This window comes from Nocardia sp. CA-151230, assembly GCF_050942175.1.
GTDB lineage: Bacteria > Actinomycetota > Actinomycetes > Mycobacteriales > Mycobacteriaceae > Nocardia.
In genome coordinates this window covers 3,118,806-3,137,718 of record NZ_CP192061.1, presented here as the reverse complement: position 1 = coordinate 3,137,718, position 18,913 = coordinate 3,118,806, and the positions used below count along the sequence as shown (strand labels likewise).

General features: G+C 69.1%; 18 protein-coding genes. 7 read left to right on the top strand and 11 right to left on the bottom strand.

Annotated elements, in window-relative coordinates:
• Nucleotides 1-14 precede the first annotated feature (14 nt).
• Both ACQP1O_RS14405 and ACQP1O_RS14400 read right to left on the bottom strand, forming a co-directional pair.
• Complete coding sequence (locus ACQP1O_RS14405) at nucleotides 15-1,211, bottom strand: amidase family protein (protein WP_433566297.1); 1,197 nt, start codon at nucleotides 1,209-1,211, stop codon at nucleotides 15-17.
• A complete protein-coding gene (locus ACQP1O_RS14400) occupies nucleotides 1,211-2,353 on the bottom strand; it encodes an acetamidase/formamidase family protein (protein WP_433566296.1) in 1,143 nt (380 codons plus the stop codon). The genes ACQP1O_RS14405 and ACQP1O_RS14400 overlap by 1 nt, the downstream gene beginning before the upstream one ends.
• Before the next feature lie 155 nt (nucleotides 2,354-2,508).
• On the opposite strand from ACQP1O_RS14400, the gene ACQP1O_RS14395 reads away from it, so the two are divergent.
• The gene (locus ACQP1O_RS14395) at nucleotides 2,509-3,204 is read left to right on the top strand and encodes a FadR/GntR family transcriptional regulator (protein WP_433566295.1); all 696 of its coding nucleotides are present in this window, start codon (nucleotides 2,509-2,511) and stop codon (nucleotides 3,202-3,204) included.
• Between the two features lie 4 nt (nucleotides 3,205-3,208).
• Here the strand turns inward: ACQP1O_RS14395 and ACQP1O_RS14390 are convergent, their stop codons facing one another.
• Complete coding sequence (locus ACQP1O_RS14390; protein WP_433566294.1) at nucleotides 3,209-4,192, bottom strand: GlxA family transcriptional regulator; 984 nt, start codon at nucleotides 4,190-4,192, stop codon at nucleotides 3,209-3,211.
• A gap of 69 nt (nucleotides 4,193-4,261) precedes the next feature.
• On the opposite strand from ACQP1O_RS14390, the gene ACQP1O_RS14385 reads away from it, so the two are divergent.
• Nucleotides 4,262-5,230, top strand: a complete 969-nt coding sequence (locus ACQP1O_RS14385; RefSeq protein WP_433566293.1) for an NADP-dependent oxidoreductase — start codon at nucleotides 4,262-4,264, stop codon at nucleotides 5,228-5,230.
• Between the two features lie 81 nt (nucleotides 5,231-5,311).
• Here ACQP1O_RS14385 and ruvB read toward each other — a convergent pair whose 3' ends face one another.
• From ruvB to pdxT, 7 genes are all read right to left on the bottom strand, one after another.
• Nucleotides 5,312-6,400 (bottom strand): Holliday junction branch migration DNA helicase RuvB, encoded by a 1,089-nt coding sequence (ruvB, locus tag ACQP1O_RS14380; protein WP_433566292.1) that lies wholly within the window; start codon nucleotides 6,398-6,400, stop codon nucleotides 5,312-5,314.
• Between the two features lie 6 nt (nucleotides 6,401-6,406).
• Nucleotides 6,407-7,012 carry a Holliday junction branch migration protein RuvA gene (gene ruvA, locus ACQP1O_RS14375; protein WP_433566291.1) on the bottom strand — a complete coding sequence of 202 codons (606 nt, stop codon included), beginning with the start codon at nucleotides 7,010-7,012 and terminating at the stop codon, nucleotides 6,407-6,409.
• Nucleotides 7,009-7,578, bottom strand: a complete 570-nt coding sequence (ruvC, locus tag ACQP1O_RS14370) for a crossover junction endodeoxyribonuclease RuvC (RefSeq protein WP_433567686.1) — start codon at nucleotides 7,576-7,578, stop codon at nucleotides 7,009-7,011. Before ruvC ends, ruvA begins: the two co-directional genes overlap by 4 nt.
• Nucleotides 7,579-7,694: 116 nt before the next feature.
• Nucleotides 7,695-8,141 carry a hypothetical protein gene (locus ACQP1O_RS14365; protein WP_433566290.1) on the bottom strand — a complete coding sequence of 149 codons (447 nt, stop codon included), beginning with the start codon at nucleotides 8,139-8,141 and terminating at the stop codon, nucleotides 7,695-7,697.
• A gap of 96 nt (nucleotides 8,142-8,237) precedes the next feature.
• The gene (locus ACQP1O_RS14360; protein WP_433566289.1) at nucleotides 8,238-8,762 is read right to left on the bottom strand and encodes an O-acetyl-ADP-ribose deacetylase; all 525 of its coding nucleotides are present in this window, start codon (nucleotides 8,760-8,762) and stop codon (nucleotides 8,238-8,240) included.
• A 95-nt stretch (nucleotides 8,763-8,857) separates the two neighbouring features.
• Nucleotides 8,858-9,610 carry a YebC/PmpR family DNA-binding transcriptional regulator gene (locus tag ACQP1O_RS14355; RefSeq protein ID WP_379385415.1) on the bottom strand — a complete coding sequence of 251 codons (753 nt, stop codon included), beginning with the start codon at nucleotides 9,608-9,610 and terminating at the stop codon, nucleotides 8,858-8,860.
• 94 nt (nucleotides 9,611-9,704) lie between these two features.
• A complete protein-coding gene (pdxT, locus tag ACQP1O_RS14350; protein ID WP_433567685.1) occupies nucleotides 9,705-10,325 on the bottom strand; it encodes a pyridoxal 5'-phosphate synthase glutaminase subunit PdxT in 621 nt (206 codons plus the stop codon).
• Nucleotides 10,326-10,533: 208 nt separating this feature from the next.
• Between pdxT and ACQP1O_RS14345 the strand changes: the two genes are divergently transcribed.
• Nucleotides 10,534-12,225 (top strand): APC family permease, encoded by a 1,692-nt coding sequence (locus tag ACQP1O_RS14345; RefSeq protein WP_433567684.1) that lies wholly within the window; start codon nucleotides 10,534-10,536, stop codon nucleotides 12,223-12,225.
• A gap of 82 nt (nucleotides 12,226-12,307) precedes the next feature.
• On the opposite strand, the gene ACQP1O_RS14340 is transcribed toward ACQP1O_RS14345, so the two are convergent.
• Nucleotides 12,308-13,159, bottom strand: a complete 852-nt coding sequence (locus ACQP1O_RS14340) for an acyl-CoA thioesterase (RefSeq protein WP_433566288.1) — start codon at nucleotides 13,157-13,159, stop codon at nucleotides 12,308-12,310.
• Nucleotides 13,160-13,266: 107 nt separating this feature from the next.
• Here ACQP1O_RS14340 and ACQP1O_RS14335 point away from each other — a divergent pair, with 107 nt between their 5' ends.
• From ACQP1O_RS14335 to ACQP1O_RS14320, 4 genes are all read left to right on the top strand, one after another.
• On the top strand, nucleotides 13,267-14,271 hold the full coding sequence (locus ACQP1O_RS14335; RefSeq protein ID WP_433567683.1) for an alpha/beta hydrolase family protein: 1,005 nt from the start codon (nucleotides 13,267-13,269) through the stop codon (nucleotides 14,269-14,271).
• 19 nt (nucleotides 14,272-14,290) lie between these two features.
• Nucleotides 14,291-15,493 carry a saccharopine dehydrogenase family protein gene (locus tag ACQP1O_RS14330; protein WP_433566287.1) on the top strand — a complete coding sequence of 401 codons (1,203 nt, stop codon included), beginning with the start codon at nucleotides 14,291-14,293 and terminating at the stop codon, nucleotides 15,491-15,493.
• Nucleotides 15,494-15,577: 84 nt separating this feature from the next.
• Nucleotides 15,578-16,402 (top strand): PaaX family transcriptional regulator C-terminal domain-containing protein, encoded by an 825-nt coding sequence (locus ACQP1O_RS14325; RefSeq protein WP_433567682.1) that lies wholly within the window; start codon nucleotides 15,578-15,580, stop codon nucleotides 16,400-16,402.
• Nucleotides 16,403-16,645: 243 nt separating this feature from the next.
• Nucleotides 16,646-18,913: a tetratricopeptide repeat protein gene (locus ACQP1O_RS14320; protein WP_433566286.1), complete on the top strand. Its 2,268-nt coding sequence runs from the start codon at nucleotides 16,646-16,648 to the stop codon at nucleotides 18,911-18,913.

Genomic DNA, 18,913 nt, shown 5'->3' with positions numbered 1-18,913 from the left:
CTACCGCCGCGTCATCATCGAGAGAACCCGAATTGTCCAGTATCCCTATCTTTTTCGATTACATATCGAATAATGGTTCGATCCATACCGGGCGCCCCAATCAAACACAGACCATTTGGAATTCCATGAATATCCGCCAGCGGAAAGGTGACGGCAGGTGCACCCGCGATAGCGGCCAAACATGTCAAATGCAGGGTGCGTGTCCGGCCCGATTCCAATGCTTCGGCGGCGGCCGTCCGAGGCGGCGGAAGTGTGGCGGTGGTGGGCAATATCAGAATCCGGTCGCGCAGTGCGGCGCGGAGATGTTCGGCGGCTAGGCGTAGCACTTCACGAGCCTCTGCAGCTTGCGATGGGGTGATCGTCGATGCGAACCGGAAGCGCTGCGCCACTTCGGATTCGAGTGATCGGGGGTGCGCCCGTATCCAGGTTCCGTGGTTGGCCCAGGCTTCGAATGCCTGGACCGCCCGGAACGCCGTGAACCACGATTCTGTGTCGGCGCTCAGATCTGTCTCGACGGCACCCATCCGCTTCGCGGCGGCGACACTCGCGGCAGCCGGCTCGTCATCGGCGACAGCGCACAATCTCGGATCCACGATCAACTGTGCGTCACCCGATTCTTGTTCGGGCAGCAGGCATTCCGCCACAGCAGCCAAGGCGAGGGCGTCACGCGTCATCCAGCCGACCGTGTCGAATGATTGCGCGAGCGGCAGCACTCCCGTGGTGGGTACCTCGCCGTGCGAGGTACGGATTCCCCACAACCGCTGATACGCGGCCGGAACCCGGATCGATCCGGCCGTATCCGTGCCGAGCCCGATGGTGACCGCGCCGCTGGCCACGGCGACCGCGGAGCCGCTGGACGATCCCCCCGGAACCCGGTGCGGAGCAGCGGGATTCACCGGCATCCCATAGCGCCCGTTCCCGCCGGTAATGCTGTAGGCAAATTCGTCGGTCTGCGCGATGCCGGTGATGTCGGCACCGGCTGCGAGCAGGCGGGCCACCACGGCCGCGTGCGACGGCGCGGGCGCGCCGAGATAGTCCGGAACTCCTCCGCCGAGCGGAAACCCGGCGACGGAGTAGAGATCCTTCACTGCCACGGTGTGCCCGCGGAGAACGCCGTCGCCGGTGGCGCGGACCAGAGGCGCACCCAGTTCACGCCATACCCTCCGATCGAAATCCGTTGCCCGATCATCGATCTGCTTCACGGTCGTCATCAGGCCAGCTCGAGGACGCGTCGGGCCAGCTCGGTGGCGGCATGGTGGGCGAAGTCGGCGACCCGTACCTCGCCGTGCACCCCGCGCACCCGGTCCACTGCCTGCGAGATGGTGAAATCCGCTGCGGCGCTGAGATACAGGTACGCCTGCTGCGGATCGGCGTCGAACAGCGAGACCACCAGTTCCACCGCGTTGCGGACGCAGACCTCGAGCGCCCGGTTCAGGTCCTCGTCCAAGCCGGTCGGAATGACCAGCCCGTGCGCGGCGGCGAACGGCCCGATCGTCCGGCCCAGTCCGGCTGCGACCTGCGCGCCCGGAATCACGTCGACCGTCAATCGCGCCCGCAGTGGCGCTTCCAGCGCGGTGAGCGCCACTTCGCCGTTCCCCTGGGCGAAATGCGGGTCACCGATATAGAACAGCGCGTCCGGAACCTGAACGGGCAGAAACAGTGTCGCGCCGGCCGTGAGGCGGCGGATGTCTATATTGCCGCCGTGCAGCCCCGGCGGCACCGACGACACCCGGCTCTCGGTGTCGGTCGCGACGCCCATGATCCCCAGGAAGGGATGCAGCGGAAAACTGGCCCGCTGCGGCCGATCCGGATGCATGGGCATGGTGCCGAACCACCTCCCGTCCCGGGATTCCACCGCACAGAACTGCCCGTAGTTCCCGTCGAATCCGCGCCGATGGGCCAGGACGCCGCGTGCGTGCCGCGTGGAGACGACGCCATAGGGTGCGCGCATGGTCAACTCGTCGATGCGGATGGCGAGCAGGTCGCCCGGCTGCGCGCCGGTCACCGCGATCGGCCCGGTAACGATGTGCGGCCCGGCCAGCGAGTCACGATTCCTGGTCGCGGCCACCTCGACGGCGTCGGCCAGCACCTGGTCGCGCTCGACGCCATTCCGCCCGAAGTATCCAATGGGGTCGGAGCCCTGGTCGTCGAGAATTCCTTCGTGGCTGACGGTGTCGACCACGATGCTGCGTCCCGGCTCGACCGCCGCGATCGGCCGGTCCCGCGCACACGGCAGCCGTCCCCACAGCACCGCCGACGGATCGACCGGCAGATAACCGGTGCCCGAGCCGATTCCCGCACCCGACTGCAGCACCGGAAACGCCGGGACGAACTCCCGCACGATCGACGTCACGCTCACTACCTCTCGTACCCGACCGAATTGGTCGGACCATCCGATGTGCCGACCATAAGCCGCGTGAGCGGGCGATGACGGAGCTCGAAACCGAACGTAACTGGCGTTTTACCTGACCGAAATAGCTTGGCTGGGAACGGATTTAAACTCGGGCGATGACAGCATCGATTCCCCCGCTGCGCCGGCGTGCGCGCAGCGTCAGCGCGGAGGTCGCCGCGCATCTGGAGGCGCTGATCACCAATGGCGAGCTGCGGGCCGGGGATCGGCTGCCGTCGGAACGCGAGCTGGCCGCGAATATGAACGTGTCGCGATCATCCCTGCGCCAGGCCATGTTCGAGCTGGAATCCAAGCAGCTCATCGAACGCCGCCAGGGCCGCGGCAGCACCGTCACCGAAACCCCGCGGCACGCGGACGCGCTCACCGAGGGCCTACGGGCGCTGGATATCGAACTCGGCCACGCCATCGAATTGCGTGATCTGGTGGAACCGCGGATCGCGGAGCTGGCCGCCCTGCGTGCCCTGGACTCGAACCTGCTGTCCCTCGACGATGTCCTGACCCGTTCCAGCGACACCCTCTCCGCCGCCGAATCCCTCCGGCTCGATGTCGAATTCCACACGCTGCTGGCGCACGCCGCGCAGAATCCGCTCCTGGTGACGCTGTGCGCCATGACCACCGAGTGGACCAGGAGCACCCGCACGCTCTCCCACCGCACACGTCACGCCCGCCGCCTATCGCTCGAGGGCCATCACCGGATCTACGAGGCCGTGGCGGCCCACGACAGCGCGGGCGCGGGCGCGGCCATGGAACGACACCTGCGGGAGGTACGCGAACTCAGCATCGCAGCGCGCTGAGCGCTCAGGCGCGCATCGCGCCGACCGCCGCCTCGGTCCGGAAGGTGCGCCGATAGGCCAGTGGCGACACACCGATCGCCTCGTGCAGGTGCTGCCGCAGGGAGGCTCCGGTGGCGAATCCGACCTCCCCGGCGATCCGATCCACGGAAAGCTCTGTGGTCTCCAGCAATTCGCGGGCGCGGAATACCCGCTGCTGAATCAGCCACCGTCCCGGGCTCATCCCGACCTCGTCGCGGAAACGGCGCGCGAAGGTGCGGCCGCTCATGCGCGCTCGATCCGCGAGGTCGGCCATGGTCAGCGGCCGGTCCAGATTCTCGAGCGCCCACTGACGAGCGGTGGCCGTGCCCGCGGCGGTCGGCGGGGGCACCGGCTGCTCGATGAACTGGGCCTGGCCGCCTTCGCGCCAGGGCGGGACGACACAGCGGCGGGCGACCATATTGGCGACTTCGCTGCCGTGGTCGGCGCGAATCAGGTGCAGGCACAGGTCGACTCCGGCGGTGGCGCCGGCGGAGGTGAGGATGTCGCCGTCATCGACGTAGAGGACGTTCGGGTCGACGTGGACCCTCGGGAAGGTCCGCCGGAACCGGTCGGCGAAGTTCCAGTGGGTGGTGGCGGGCCGATCGTCGAGCAGGCCCGCGGCGGCGACCACGATCGCGCCGGTGCAGATGGAGACCAGCCGTACGCCCGGGCGGATGGAGGCCAGTGCGTCCGAAACCGCCTGCGGCAGGCCACTTTCCAGGATCGGCACGACATCGCACGGCGGAATCACCACGGTGTCGGCGGTTTCCAGCAGGCTCGCGTCGTGCGCGACCGCGATGTCGAAGTCGGAACTGCTGCGCACCGGCCGCCCGTCCAGCGAGCAGGTGATCACCTCGTACCGTCCGTCGGCGGTGCCGAACACCCGGTTCGCGATGCCGAGCTCGAACGGGTAGACCCCGTCGAGCGCCAGGACGACGACCCGGTGCGGCTGTGCCTTCTCCGACTGCATGGCACGATCCTATCGAATATTGTCAATCATGCCATTTCCTCCCCGCTTCCCCGGCGGCAAGCTGGAGGCATGAGCGAGAAGGAGATCATCATCCCCACCACCATGAAGGCCATCGGCCAGGACGTGCTCGGCGGTCCCGAAGTCCTGCACGAGGTGGAACTGCCTGTGCCGCAGCCCGGTCCGAGCGAGATCCTGGTGCGGGTGCGCGCCACGGCCCTGAACCCGACCGACTGGGGCCACCGCCGCCGCGCGGGCCTGTTCCTGCCCCCGCCCCCGTTCGTGCTGGGCTGGGACGTCTCCGGTGAGGTGGTGGCGACCGGGATCGGTGTCACCCTGTTCAAGCCCGGCGACGAGGTGTTCGGCATGCTCCCCTATCCGCACGGGCACGGCGCGGCCGCCGAATACGTCACCGGACCGGCCCGGGCCTTCGCCCGCAAGCCCGCCAACCTGGACCACGCGCAGTCCGCCGCCATCCCGCTGGCCGCCCTGACCGCCTACCAGGCGCTGGTCGACACCGCGAATGTGCAGGCCGGGCAGCGGGTTCTGATCCACGCCGCCGCCGGCGGTGTCGGGCACTTCGCGGTGCAGATCGCCAAGGCGCGCGGCGCGTACGTGATCGGCACCGCCAGCGCCGCCAACCACGATTTCCTGCGCGGCATCGGCGTCGACGAGGTGATCGACTACCGCACCACCGATTTCGCGGACACGGTCCGCGATATCGATATGGTCCTCGACCCCATCGATGCCGACCACGCCCACCGGTCCCTGCGCACCCTGCGGCCCGGAGGCATTCTGGTTTCCCTGCGCGCCAATGGCAGCGACCACTACAAGGCCGATGCCGAGAAGCTCGGCGTGCGTGCCGAAATCCTGCTCGTCGAGGCCGATCACACCGGGATGGAGGCGCTGCGCGAGCTCACCGAATCCGGTGCGCTGCGCCCCACCATCGCGGGATCCTTCCCGCTCACCGACGCCGCCAAGGCCCATGCACTCGGCGAGACCGGCCGTACCGTCGGAAAGCTCGTCCTCACCGTCGAGTGACATAGCAATGGAACCGCGCCGCCCGCCGGAGAACGACAAGCGGCGCGGTTCCATTCACGGAAGTTCGCACCCGTGAACGGTTTACGGCTCGAACAGATCCATCTGAGGCTCGTGACGCCGCACTTCGATCGATCCGAAAACCAGGTCGGGCGGCGGGACCAAGCCGAGGTGCTCCCACGCCGCCGCTGTCGCGATGCGACCGCGGGGCGTGCGGGCCACCAATCCGGCCCGCACCAGGAAGGGTTCACACACCTCCTCGACCGTGGCCGCTTCCTCACCGACCGCGACGGCGAGGGTCGAGACCCCGACCGGGCCGCCGTTGAAGCTGCGGATCAGCGCGCTCAGCACCGCGCGGTCGAGGCGGTCCAGACCCAGTGCGTCCACGTCGTACACCGCCAGTGCGGCACAGGCGATTTCACGGGTGACAAGTCCGTCTGCCTTGACCTCGGCATAATCACGGACGCGCCGGAGCAGCCGGTTCGCAATACGGGGCGTGCCACGGGAGCGGCCCGCGATCTCGGCCGCCGCGTCGGACTCCAAGCGCACGCCCAGGATTCGGGCCGAACGTTCCAGAATCTTCTGCAGCTCTTCGGGTTCGTAGAAGTCCATGTGGCCGGTGAAGCCGAAGCGGTCACGCAGCGGACCGGTCAGGGCACCTGATCGAGTGGTCGCGCCGACCAGTGTGAAAGGCGCGATGTCGAGTGGAATCGACGTCGCGCCAGGGCCTTTGCCGACCACCACGTCGACGCGGAAGTCCTCCATGGCCAGGTACAGCATTTCCTCGGCCGGCCGCGCCATGCGGTGGATCTCGTCGATGAACAGCACATCGCCCTCGACCAGATTGCTGAGCATGGCGGCCAGGTCGCCCGCGCGTTCCAGCGCCGGGCCGGAGGTCAGCCGCAGCGCGGTGCCCAGTTCGCCGGCGATGATCATGGCCATGCTCGTCTTGCCCAGCCCCGGCGGGCCGGACAGCAGCACGTGGTCGGGGGTGCCGCCGCGCAGTTTCGCCCCGCGCAGCACCAGCGCCAGCTGTTCGCGCACGCGCGGCTGGCCGATGAAGTCGTCGAGGGACTTCGGGCGCAGGCTGGCCTCGACCTCGCCGTCGGATTGCAGATAGCTTGCGCTGACGGCGGATTCGGTGTCGTCGATATCGTCGAACTCGTCGGTCATGACGGCCTATCGATTCTTGCCCAGCAGCCCGAGCGCCGTGCGCAGCGCCTGCGAGGTGCCGATGCCGGGGTCGTCGGCCAGCACGGCGTCCACCGCACCCTCCGCCTGCCGGGCCGGGAAGCCCAGCCCGATGAGCGCGTCCACCACCTGCTCCCGTACCGGGGTCGCCATGGGCGCGGGCCCCGCCCCGGGCGGGCCGGACTGCACCGGAACCAGATTCACCTTGTCCCGCAGCTCGACCACCATGCGTTCGGCGCCGCGCTTGCCGACACCCGGGACCCGGGTCAGCGCCGCCACATTCGATTCCGCGAGCGCCTTGCGCAGCGCCTCCGGTTCGAGCACCGCCAGCACGGCCATGGCCAGCTTCGGGCCCACCCCCGACACGGTCTGCAACAGCACGAACAGCTCCCGCGCCTCGGTGTCGGCGAAGCCGAACAGCGTCATGGAGTCCTCACGCACGATCATGGTCGTGTAGAGCCGGGCGTCCTCGCCGCGGGTGAGCCCGGCCAGGGTGGCCGGGGTGGCATTGAGCCGATAGCCGACCCCCGCCGCCTCGATGACCACATGGTCGAGCCCGATCTCGAGTACCTCGCCGCGTACCGACGCGATCACCGCGTTACCGCCTTCCGTTGCTGGGCAAGCCTTTCCTCGTACATGCGCCGTTGCCGCTCGGCCATCGCCTCCGCCTTGGCCATGCGTGCCAGCATGGGTGCGCGCCAGCAGTGGCAGATCGCCAGGGCGAGCGCGTCGGCGGCGTCGGCGGGCTTGGGCGCGACGGCCAGCCCGAGAATACGGGTCACCATGGCGGTCACTTGCGCCTTGTCCGCCGAACCGTTGCCGGTGACGGCCGCCTTCACCTGAGACGGCGTGTGGAAGTGCACCGGGATCTGCCGCCGGGCGGCCGCGAGCGCGATGACGCCGCCCGCCTGCGCGGTGGCCATGGCGGTGCGCACATTGTGCTGGGAGAAGACGCGTTCGATGGCCACGACTTCGGGCCGGTGGGCGTCCATCCAGGCCTCGGCGGCGTCGGCGACGAGCAGAAGCCGTTGCGCCAGCTCCATTTCCGGCGGGGTGCGCACCACATCGACGGCGAGCAGGGAGACCTGCCTACCCATGCTGCCGTCGACCATGCTGATGCCGCACCGGGTGAGCCCGGGGTCGACGCCCATCACCCGCACCGAAACCCCTCTCACACCGTGAACGAACAACTGTTCGAGAGTCTAACGGACCCGCGTGGCGACATTGTCCATCGACACGGCCGGTCACGGTGCGGGCTCGGGTGATCCGGCCGGAATCAGGAGCCGCTGGGCGCGGGCGCGCCGGGCCTCCGGCGGCCGCTGTTGTCGACCACGGCACTCAGGTAGTCGATGCCCGTGAGGTAACTGGGCTCGAATCGGTCGGGCTCCTTCTCCATCGGAGGCGAGTTCCAGGTGCCGTCGGAGTTCATCGAGGGCGTGCCGGGACGGTATCCGCCGGACACCCAGTGGCCGGTGCACCCGACCTGCAGCTGTTCGGTGGTGTGGCTGTGCACCCAGACCGATGTCTCGTACCCGTCACCGAATCCCGAGCAGTGCACCCGCACCTGGACGCGATAGATGTCGTCGGTGTCGTTGCGGCAGCTCCGATCACTGCACGAAACTCCCTCGGCCAGATCCGTCGCGAATGCCGCCGGGGCCAGGGCACCAGCCGCGGCGGTGATCAGGGCCGCAGCGCCCAGACCGACCAGCAACCGTTGAGCCATGTGTGAATCAACTCCTATCGACTATGACCCGACCCGGGATTCAGCTTGTCGCACAGGAGGTTTGACGCACATCGGGGTAAACCCGGAATTCGCCCGTCACGCACCCTGATTCGCGGCGAGGGCCGCGGCGAAAATTCGGAACGCCTCGTCGCCGAAGAGCACGAACCGCACCTCGCGCACCCGGGTCTCGGTGCCGCGCACGGTCTCGACGGCGATGCGCGCGCCATCGTCCATGGGCCAGCCGTACACGCCGGTGGAGACGGCCGGGAACGCCACGGTGGCCGCCCCGAGTTCGTCGGCCACACGCAGGGATTCGCGATAGCAGGACGCCAGCAGCGCCGAGCGATCCTCGCTCGCCGACCACACGGGGCCGACGGTGTGAATCACCCACTGGGCGGGCAGGTTTCCGGCGGTGGTCGCGACCGCTTGCCCGGTCTTCAGGCCGCGCCCGTACTGGGACGCCCGCAGTGCGCGGCAGGCGGCGAGGATCTCCGGTCCGCCCTTGCGATGGATCGCGCCGTCCACTCCCCCGCCACCGAGCAGAGAGGAATTCGCCGCGTTCACCACTGCATCCACCTGCTGTTCGGTGATATCGCCTCGCACGGCACGTAATTCGGGCACGCCGCAATTCTCGCACCCGGCACCCGCAGAGCCCGGGAAATACGACGCGGGCCGCCTCCCGGTTCGGGAAGCGGCCCGCGTCGTTCGGAGCTCGATCAGGCGTCGAGCTCGGCCAGCACCTCGTCGGAGACGTCGATGTTGGTGAAGACGTTCTGCACGTCGTCGCTGTCTTCGAGTGCGTCGATCAGCTTGAACACCTTGCGCGCGGCCTCGGCGTCGACGGCCACCGACATCGACGGCTGGAAGCTCGATTCGGCGGAGTCGTAGTCGATTCCGGCCTGCTGCAGGGCGGTGCGCACGGCGATCAGGTCACCCGGCTCGGAGATGATCTCGAAGGCTTCGCCCAGGTCGTTGACCTCTTCAGCGCCCGCATCGAGCACCGCCATGAGCACGTCGTCTTCGGAGAGACCGTTCTTCTCCAGTGTGATGAGGCCCTTGCGGTGGAACAGGTACGACACCGAACCCGGGTCGGCCATATTGCCGCCATTGCGGGTCATCGCCACGCGCACCTCACCGGCGGCGCGGTTGCGGTTGTCGGTGAGGCACTCGATCAGCACGGCGACACCATTGGGGCCGTAGCCCTCGTACATGATGGTCTGCCAGTCCGCGCCACCGGCCTCTTCACCACCGCCGCGCTTGCGGGCGCGCTCGATGTTGTCGTTGGGGACCGACGACTTCTTCGCCTTCTGGATGGCGTCGTACAGAGTCGGGTTGCCGTCCGGGTCACTACCACCGGTGCGGGCCGCCACCTCGATGTTCTTGATCAACTTCGCGAAGAGCTTGCCGCGCTTCGCGTCGATCCCGGCCTTCTTGTGCTTGGTGGTGGCCCATTTTGAGTGGCCGCTCATTCCTACTTCCTCATTTCAGGGGGCGCTGTCGTTCAAGTGGCAACGTACCCGCCCCGGCGGACGGACAACTGCACCAGTCTACTCGAGTGCTCGCTCAGACTCCGGCGCGCGGACGCACCACGGTGTCGACGAACAGCTTGTGCACCCGCAGATCGCCCGTCACTTCGGGATGGAAGGAGGTTGCCATGACATTGCCTTGACGGACCGCGACGATGCGTCCGGCCGCCGGACCCGCGGGCACCCGGGCCAGCACCTCGACACCGTCCCCGGCCCGTTCGACCCAGGGGGCCCGGATGAATACCGCGCGTACCGGGCCGTCGAGACCCGCGAAGTCCACGTCGGCTTCGAAGGAATCCACCTGCCGTCCGAAGGCATTGCGGCGCACGGTCATATCAATGCCGTGCAGCGGTTTCATGTCGGGGCGGGTGTCGAGCACCTCGGAGGCCAGCAGGATCATTCCCGCGCACGAGCCGTAGGCGGGCAGCCCGTCACGCAGGCGCTGCCTGACCGGTTCCAGCAGGTCGAAGACCTCCAGCAGCTTGCTGATGGTGGTGGATTCGCCACCGGGCAGCACCAGACCGTCGACGGCGGCCAGCTCGGATTCGCGGCGCACGGGCACCACATTCGCCCCGCACGCCTCGAGAGCATGCAGGTGTTCACGCACATCGCCCTGCAGCGCCAGCACACCAATCGTCGGTTTCACGCCGTCGAGCATACGTTTGCGGGGATGTGTGGCCCTGCTCACCTACGGTGTCAGGGTTCCGTTAGGGCGGGTGTCCAACAGGCGTTTCGGGTGAACACTGCGGCATGTGACTGATTTGCTACCGCAAACCTCGCCCGGGCCGCGCGGCGGAGTCGACGCACCGCCGCCCCGGCACGGGCTGACCGTCGCGACCGGACTGGCCGGGCTCTCGCTGGACGCCATGGCCTCGGTGGCCTACGGCCCGGAGGCGATCGTGCTGGTGCTGGCGGCCGCCGGGACGACCGGGCTCGGCTTCACGCTCCCGGTGACCCTGGCGATCGTGGTGCTGCTGGCCGTACTCATCGCGTCCTACCGGCAGGTCATCGCCGCCTTCCCGAACGGCGGCGGCGCGTACGCGGTAGCCAAGGCCCGGCTGGGCCGGCGGACCAGTCTGGTGGCCGCGGCCTCGCTGATCGTGGACTACGTGCTCAATGTCGCGGTGTCGATCGCCGCGGGCGTGGCGGCACTGACCTCCGCGTTCCCCGAGCTGTTCCCCTACACGGTGTGGATCTGCCTGGCCGTGCTGGCCGGGATCACCGTGCTCAATCTGTACGGCATCCGCGAGAGTGCCCGCGCCTTCATGGCCCCGACCGTGGTGTTCGTGCTCGGCATCTTCGCGGTGATCGTCGCGGGCCTGCTGCGTTCGGAACCGGCCAGCGTCGCCACCGGCGCGGCCGTCGCCGAGAACGCGCGCACCATCGGAGTCCTGTTGCTGCTCAAGGCCTTCTCCAGTGGCTGCGCGGCCTTGACCGGGGTGGAGGCCATCGCCAACGCGGTGCCCAGTTTCGCCCGGCCCGAGGTCAAGCGCGCGCAGCGGGCCGAGGTGGCGCTGGGTGTGCTGCTGGGCCTGATGCTCCTCGGGCTGGCCACGCTGATCGGCAAGTTCTCGATCCACCCGATCGAGGGCACCACGATCCTCTCGCAGCTGACCGAGGCGGCACTGGGTCACGGAATCGCCTACTACACAGTGCAATTCGCGACGGTGATCCTGCTGGCGCTGGCGGCCAACACCTCCTACGGCGGCCTGCCGACACTGACCAAGATTCTCGCCGACGACAATTCGCTGCCGCACCGCTTCGCGGTGAGCTCGCAGCGGCAGGTGTACCGATTCGGCGTGCTGGCGCTGGGCATGTCCTCGGCGGTGCTACTGGCCGCATCCCGCGGCGATATGAACGCGCTGGTGCCGCTGTTCGCGATCGGCGTGTTCGTGGGCTTCACCATCGCCCAGGTCGGCATGGTCCGGCACTGGCTGGACGTGCGCACCCGGGGCTGGCGGTGGCGGGCGGCGCTGAACGGCTTCGGCGCGGTGCTCACCTGTGTGGCGCTGATCGTCACCACCGCAATGAAATTCACCGAGGGCGCGTGGCTGATCGTGGTGGTGCTACCGCTGCTGGTGGTGGCCATGGAGCGGATCCGCACGATCTACACCCGCATCGACGGCTGCCGCGGCGCAGGCTGCGTGCCCGCCGAGCCGAAGGCCACCGAGACCGCGATCGTGGTGCCGGTGTCGGAGGTGTCGGAGCTGAGCCGGGAGGCGCTCTCGGCGGCCATGTCGCTGGGCCGGGACGTGACCGCGGTGCACGTGTGCCTGCCGGGCGAGAACATCACCGTCTTCACCAAGGAGTGGGAGGCCTGGCATCCGGACGTGCGCCTGGTACTGCTCGAGGACGGTGATTCGACGGTCGGCGGCCCGGTGGCGCGCTATGTCGCCGATAACTTCACCGGCCGCCGCAAGGTGGTGGTGATCGCCGAGATCGAGCCGCCCGCCGGGTGGAACCACGTGCTGCCCAGCCATCGCAGTGACGAGCTGGAGCGGGTGCTGCGCAAGATGAACGACACGGTGGTGTGCCACCTGCGCGTGCAGACCGCCTGATCGCCGAAAACCCGAGCGCGCCGCCGGAATTCACCGGTGGCGCGCTCGATTTGTATACGGCTCGGATGGTTTCGTATGCGGCTCAGGCGGTTCCGGCCGGGTACGACTCGGCCTGCTCGTCACGGAAGGTGCGGGTCAGGCCCTCCTGCATGACCACCGCCACCAGTTCCCCGGCCTGGTTCCAGATCCGCCCGCCGGTCAGCGCGCGGCCCGCGCCCGCCGAAGGCGACTGCTGGTCGTAGAGCAGCCAGTCGTCGGCACGGAACGGGCGCAGGAACCACATGGCGTGGTCGAGCGAGGCGTTCTGGGTGGGCTCGTCGGGGTGGATGACCTTGGACGAGCCGAGCAGGGTCATATCGCTCATGTACGCCAGGGTGCAGACGTGGAACAGCGGATCGTCGGGCAGCGCGTGCCGGTAGCGGAACCACACCTGCTGCTGGGCGACGAGGCCGTCGCGGCGGTCCACCTCTTCCTGCGGGATGGTGCGAATGTCCCAGTGCTCCCATTCGCGCATGGCCCACAGCCGTTCCGGGCTCATGGACTCCTTGGCGTCGGGCAGCTCGGCCGGCGGCGGCACCGAGGGCATCCGGTCCTGATGCTCGGGTCCCTCGTCGCCGACGTGGAAGGAGGCCGACATGGTGAAGATGGCCTCGCCGTTCTGCACGCCGGTGACTCGGCGCGTGCAGAAGGAGCGGCCTTCGCGGATGCGGTCCACCTGGTAGACGGTGGGTCGCTCCGGATTGCCCGGCCGCAGGAAATACCCGTGCAGGGAATGCACCTGATAGTGCGGATCCACCGTGCGTACCGCCGCCACCAGCGCCTGCCCCGCCACCTGCCCGCCGAATGTGCGTGGCAGCTGCGTCTTGGTGGACGCGCCGCGGAAGATGTCGCGTTCGAGTTGCTCTATTTCGAGCGCCTCTTCGATCGTCGCCATGCACCCGTCCCTTCCCGTTTGTCGCGCTCAGGCTAACAACCGCGCCAATCTATCAATATCCCCACGATCGTTTCTGTTACGATAGTTTCATGAGCTGGAAGCGCCGGATCCTCATCGCCGTGAGTTGCGTTGCCGCACTGGCGCTGTCGGCGGGCGGATGGGTGATCGTCCAGCACGACTTCGACATTCGCGCTGAGCGGGTCACCATCACCGGGGGCGCTCAGCCGCTGCAGGGCACGCTGGCCTTGCCGAAACACGGGGAAGGACCGTTCGGGCTGGTGGTTTTCGTGCACGGCGACGGCGCGGCCACCGCCGACCGCGACGAGTTCTACCGGCCGATCTGGGAGACCTTCGCGCAGGCCGGGTACGCGTCACTGGCGTGGGACAAGCCGGGTGTCGACGGTGCGCCGGGCAACTGGCTGGACCAGAGCATGCAGGATCGGGCCGCCGAGACCGAGGCCGCGATCGCGTGGGCGCGTGGGCGTCCGGACATCGACGCGGGCCGCATCGGCCTGTGGGGCATCAGCCAGGCCGGGTGGGTCCTGCCCGAGGTGGCGGTCCGGCATCCGGAGCTGCGGTTCATGATCGCGGTCGGCACGGCCGTCAACTGGATCCGGCAGGGCGAGTACAACCTGCGCGCCGAACTGCGCGAGCGGCACGCCTCCGACGACGAGATCGCCGCCGAGCTGCGGCGACGCGAGAACGATCTGTCACTGCTGCGCGAGGGCGCGAGCTATGACCGTTACCTCGCGGCCACCGCGGATTCCCCGCCCATGTCGGCGGACCGCTGGCGGTTCGTGGGCAAGAACTTCCGATCCGATGTCACCGAAACCCTTGCGCAACTGCGGGTTCCGACGCTGCTGCTGCTCGGTGAGCGTGATCTCAATGTCGATGTCGCCGAAACGGCCCGTGTGTACCGGGAATCGGTGCCCGCGCACCTGCTCACCGTCCGGACCTTCCCGGACGCCTCGCACAACATCGTGAAGTTCGATCTCGACAAGCCCGACGGCCTGCGGCCCTTCCTGGTCGCGCTGTTCGCGCCCCGATCCCTCTATGCCCCGGGCTATCTCGACGCGTTGCGCGAGTACGCCGCCCATCCACCGAACCACTGATGCTGCACAGGAGTACGCCATGAAGATTCTCGCCCTGGGCGCGGCGGGCGCGATGGGCGCCGCCGCCGTCGACACCGCCGCCCGGCTGCTGGGCGTCGAGCGGATCGTGATCGCCGATCGGGACGGGCAGGCCGCCGCGGCAGTGGCGCGGCGTTTCGCCGGCGCCCGGGTACCGGTGTCCGCGCGCCCGCTCGACGTCACCGACGCCCCCGCGCTGCGCGACGTGCTCTCGCAGGTCGATCTGGTGCTCAATACCGTGGGCCCCTACTACCGATTCGGCCGGACCGTGCTGGGCGCCGCGATCGACACCGGCACGCACTATCTCGATATCTGCGACGACTGGGAGCCGACCGTCGAGATGCTGGGGCTCGATGACCGGGCGCGAGCGGCCGGGGTGTGCGCGATCGTGGGAATGGGTGCCAGCCCCGGGATCAGCAATCTGCTCGCGGCGCTGGCGGCAGCCGAGCTCGACACCGTCCTGGACGCGTATACCGCGTGGCCGGTGGATGTTCCGGGCGCGGGCGGCGGTGCGGAGTCGCTGCTGGCCGACGAGCAGCCGACAGCGGCGGCCGTCCACTGGATGCAGCAGAGCAGCGGCAGTATCTCGGCGGTGACGGCGGGCCGGGTGGTCGCGCAGCGCCCCCTGCGCCCGGTCGAGCTCACCCTGCCCGGCGGGCGGCACGGCACCGCCTACACCATCGGCCACCCCGAGCCGATCACCTTGCAGCGCAGCCTGAAACCGGTCGGCGACGCGGCCAATCTGATGGTGGTGACGCCGTCGACGCTGGCTTACCTGGAGATGCTGCGCCGCGATATCGACGCGGGCCGGCTCACCAACGAGGGGGCCGCGCGGGAGCTGGCGCGGCCGACGCTGGCGCGGATCGCCCGCTCGGTGCCGACGGCCCTGCGGACCCGGGGGCCGGGGAATCTGCCGCCGTTCTTCGCCGCCCTGTCGGGCCGGCGAGCCGGGCGCGAATATCGGGTGCTGGCACACCTGGACCCATCGGTGGCCGGTGGCATCGATAAGCTGTTCGGCGATATGGCGCGGGCGACCGGGATTCCCTTGGCGCTGGGCATGTCCCAGGTCATCGACGGCTGCGCCCGCCGTCCGGGGGTGCATCCGCCGGAGGCGGTCATCGACGCGCCGCGGTTCTTCGCGGATCTGGGCCGCGAATTCGGCGGCGGCTCACCGGTCGTCGTCGAGCGGGAACCGGTCGGGTAGCACCGTGCATCGTGGAGTGAGGAGTACGCCGTGGACGATCTGATTCCGGCCACCGAGATTCCGACCCGGACGCTCGTGGAGAGCATGATCCGGGAGGACGCCACGATCGACGCCGGTGAGCTCTACGATGTCGCGGCTCTGCTCGGCATGAGCGATCAGCAGGTGCGGCTGTGCATCAAACGGCTGGTGGCCGAGGGGCGATTCACGCACGAGGGGCGCGGGCGCAAGGCGGTACTGCGCGCCACCGAGGACACCCGCGGGACCATCGAACCCGATCTGGAGTATCTGCGCTTCGCCTACGCCCAGGATCGCGGGGAGGTGCGGTGGGACGGCGTCTGGCATCTGGCGGCCTTCGCGGTACCGGAGGCCAATCGGCAGGCGCGTGACGCCATGCGCGAGGACATCGTGTACCGCGGCGGCGCGCCGATCCAGGGCGGGCTGTATGTGTCGCCGCACGCGTGGGAGGACCGAATCCGTTCCCTCGCAGCGAAACTCGGCATCGACGGGCAGCTGACCACGCTGTCGACCGGTGAGCTGTCGGTCGGGGGGATCACCGCGGGTGCCGAGCTCGCGGCGCGACTGTGGCCGTTGGACCGGCTGGCCGCCGGGCACGAGCGGCTGCTCGCGGCCGCCGAGCGCACCCTGCCGGCGCTGCGCACCGCAGATTCGACCCGACAGCTTTCGCTGGCAATCACTTTGGCGAGCGAGTTCGATCGTGCGGTCGTGTCCGATCCACTGCTGCCGCCCGAACTGCTTCCCCGGCACTGGATCGGGGTGACCGCGCGCGCGGCGGTCGCGGAGTGCTGGGCGGAGCTGAATGCTGCTCCCCTGCCGCCGATTCGGCTGTTCCGCTGGTATGCGGAGGCGGTCGCCGAGATCACCGCGGCCCCCACCGGCGCCCGAGATTAGACCGACAGCACATCATCCCCCGGCTCGGCCATGACGGTGACCCGGAACCCGGAAAATCCTTACGGTTTGCATACGCTCAGCGGTGGCAGCATGTGCTGACGGGCTCACACCCGTTGAGGGACATCGCTGCAACAGGGGGGTGCCAGTGTTGGCGATCGCCGAGGTCGATCAGGCCTTGGCCCAGCTCGATGCCGCCACCCGCGCGGTGGCCGAGTATCAGCGGGCCATCATCGAGAAGACGGCATGATCATGACCAACTGCCTGCGGCCGGACTGCGGCGGCACCATTCAGGACGGCTTCTGCGACGAATGCGGGCTGGCGCCCGCCGCACCGGCGCAGCACATTCCGACACCGGTGCTCGCGGCCACCTACACCGGGGCCGCGCCGACGCCCTCTGGGCATCCGGCTTCCCGGACCGGGGTGGGCTCGTCCCGCTCGGGCCGGCAGAGTCGCCGCGGCTCCGGCCGCTCCTCCTCCCGCTCGACCCGCACCGCACGGTCCAGCCGGGGCCGCCTGGGCGCGGGCCTGGTGTCGATTCCGCAGGTGCCCTACCGGGATCCGTCCACGGCGATCATGGCCGACCCGCAGGTGCCCGAGCGCGAGCGCTTCTGCAGCAATTGCAATCAGCGGGTGGGCCGCGGCCGCGAGGGCGCGCCGGGCCGCACCGAGGGCTTCTGCCGCCAGTGCGGCACCGCCTACTCCTTCACCCCGAAGCTGACGGCCGGTGATCTGGTGGCCGGGCAGTACGAGGTGCTGGGCTGTCTGGCCCACGGCGGCCTGGGCTGGATCTACCTGGCCCGCGACCGCAATGTCAGCGACCGCTGGGTGGTGCTCAAGGGCCTGCTCGACACCGGTGACGCCGACGCCCTGGCGGCGGCGGTGGCCGAGCGGCAGTTCCTGGCGTCGGTGGAGCACCCGAACATCGTCAAGATCTTCAACTTCGTTCGGCATCCCGACCCTCGCACGCAGGAGCCGGTCGGCTACATCGTCATGGAGTACATCGGCGGGGCATCGCTGAAAGAGCTACGCTCCCAGCACGATCCGGCCGGACGGCTGCAGCCGTTGCCGCTGGCCCGGGGACTGGCCTACATTCTCGAGATCCTGCCCGCGCTCGGCTACCTGCACGGCGTGAATCTGCTGTACTGCGATTTCAAGCCCGACAATATGATTCAGACCGAGGAGCAGCTCAAGCTCATCGACCTCGGTGCGGTCCGGCACATGGACGACGAGGACAGCGCCGGGTTCAAGACCGACGGCTACTGTGCGCCGGAGCTGGAAACCCTGGGCGCGTCTGTGGAGTCGGATCTGTTCACCGTGGCGCGGACACTGGCCGTGCTGACCTTCAACTTCGACTACCAGCACGCCTACCGGTACACCCTGCCGCCCGCGACGGAGGTGCCGCTGCTGGAGCAGTTCCCGTCGTTCCGGCGGCTGCTCGAGCGCGCCACCGCCGCTGATCCGAACGAACGATTCGGGTCCGCCTCGGAGATGGCCGAGCAGGTCACCGGCGTGCTGCGCGAAGTGGTGGCCGCCGAGGACGGGCAGCCTCGACCCGCGCTGTCGACCGTGTTCAGCGGCGAGCGTGCGGCTTTCGGCGCCGACCCGCAGCAGTGGCCCGCAACACCGGACCCGCTCGCCATCGTGGCGGCACTGCCGGTGCCCGGGGTCGATCCGTCCGATCCCGCGGCGGGCTTCCTCGCCACCACCTCGATCGGCGATCCCCGGCAGCTGGTGACCGCATTGGAGGCCGCACCGGGGTCCTCGCCGGAGGTGGCCCTGGCACTCGTCCGCGCCCGTATCGAGAGCGGCGACTTCGACACGGCCACAGCCGAACTCGCCACGCTCGAGGAGTCGGAGGACGCCGACTGGCGGATCACCTGGTATCGCGGGGTGACCGCCCTGGCCCGCCGCGACTGCACCGCCGCGCGCGAGCATTTCGACACCGTCTACGGCATGCTGCCCGGTGAGGCGGCGGCCAAGCTCGCGCTCGCGGCGGCCAGGGAGTGCGCGGGTGAGTTCGACGCCGCGTCCCGGCTGTACCTGCAGGTGTGGCGGACCGACCACGGATACCCCAGTGCCGCCTTCGGTCTGGCCCGCACCCGGCTGCAGGAGCGCGATATCGACGGCGCCATCGCCGCCGCGGAATCGGTGCCCGCCGGCTCCAGCCATCACACCGCCGCCCAGCTCGCCGCCTTCGGCGCGCAACTCGCGGGCGGGTCGGGCCGGCACGGGTATCTCGTCGCCGCCGGCGATCGCCTCAGCGGACTCCCGCTCGATCCGGAGCACAAGGCGTGGCGGAGCATTGCCGTCCTCGACGCCGCGCGGACCCTGGCGGCCGCGCAGCCGGTCGAACCGGGCGCGACCGTGCTGGGCTGCCGATTCGCCGACCGCGAGCTGCGGACCGCGCTGGAATCCCAGTTCCGGACACTGGCGCGACTGGCCCCCGACAAACGGACGCGGCGGGATCTGGTCAACCGCGCCAACGCCATTCGCCCCGTCAGCTGGGTGTGA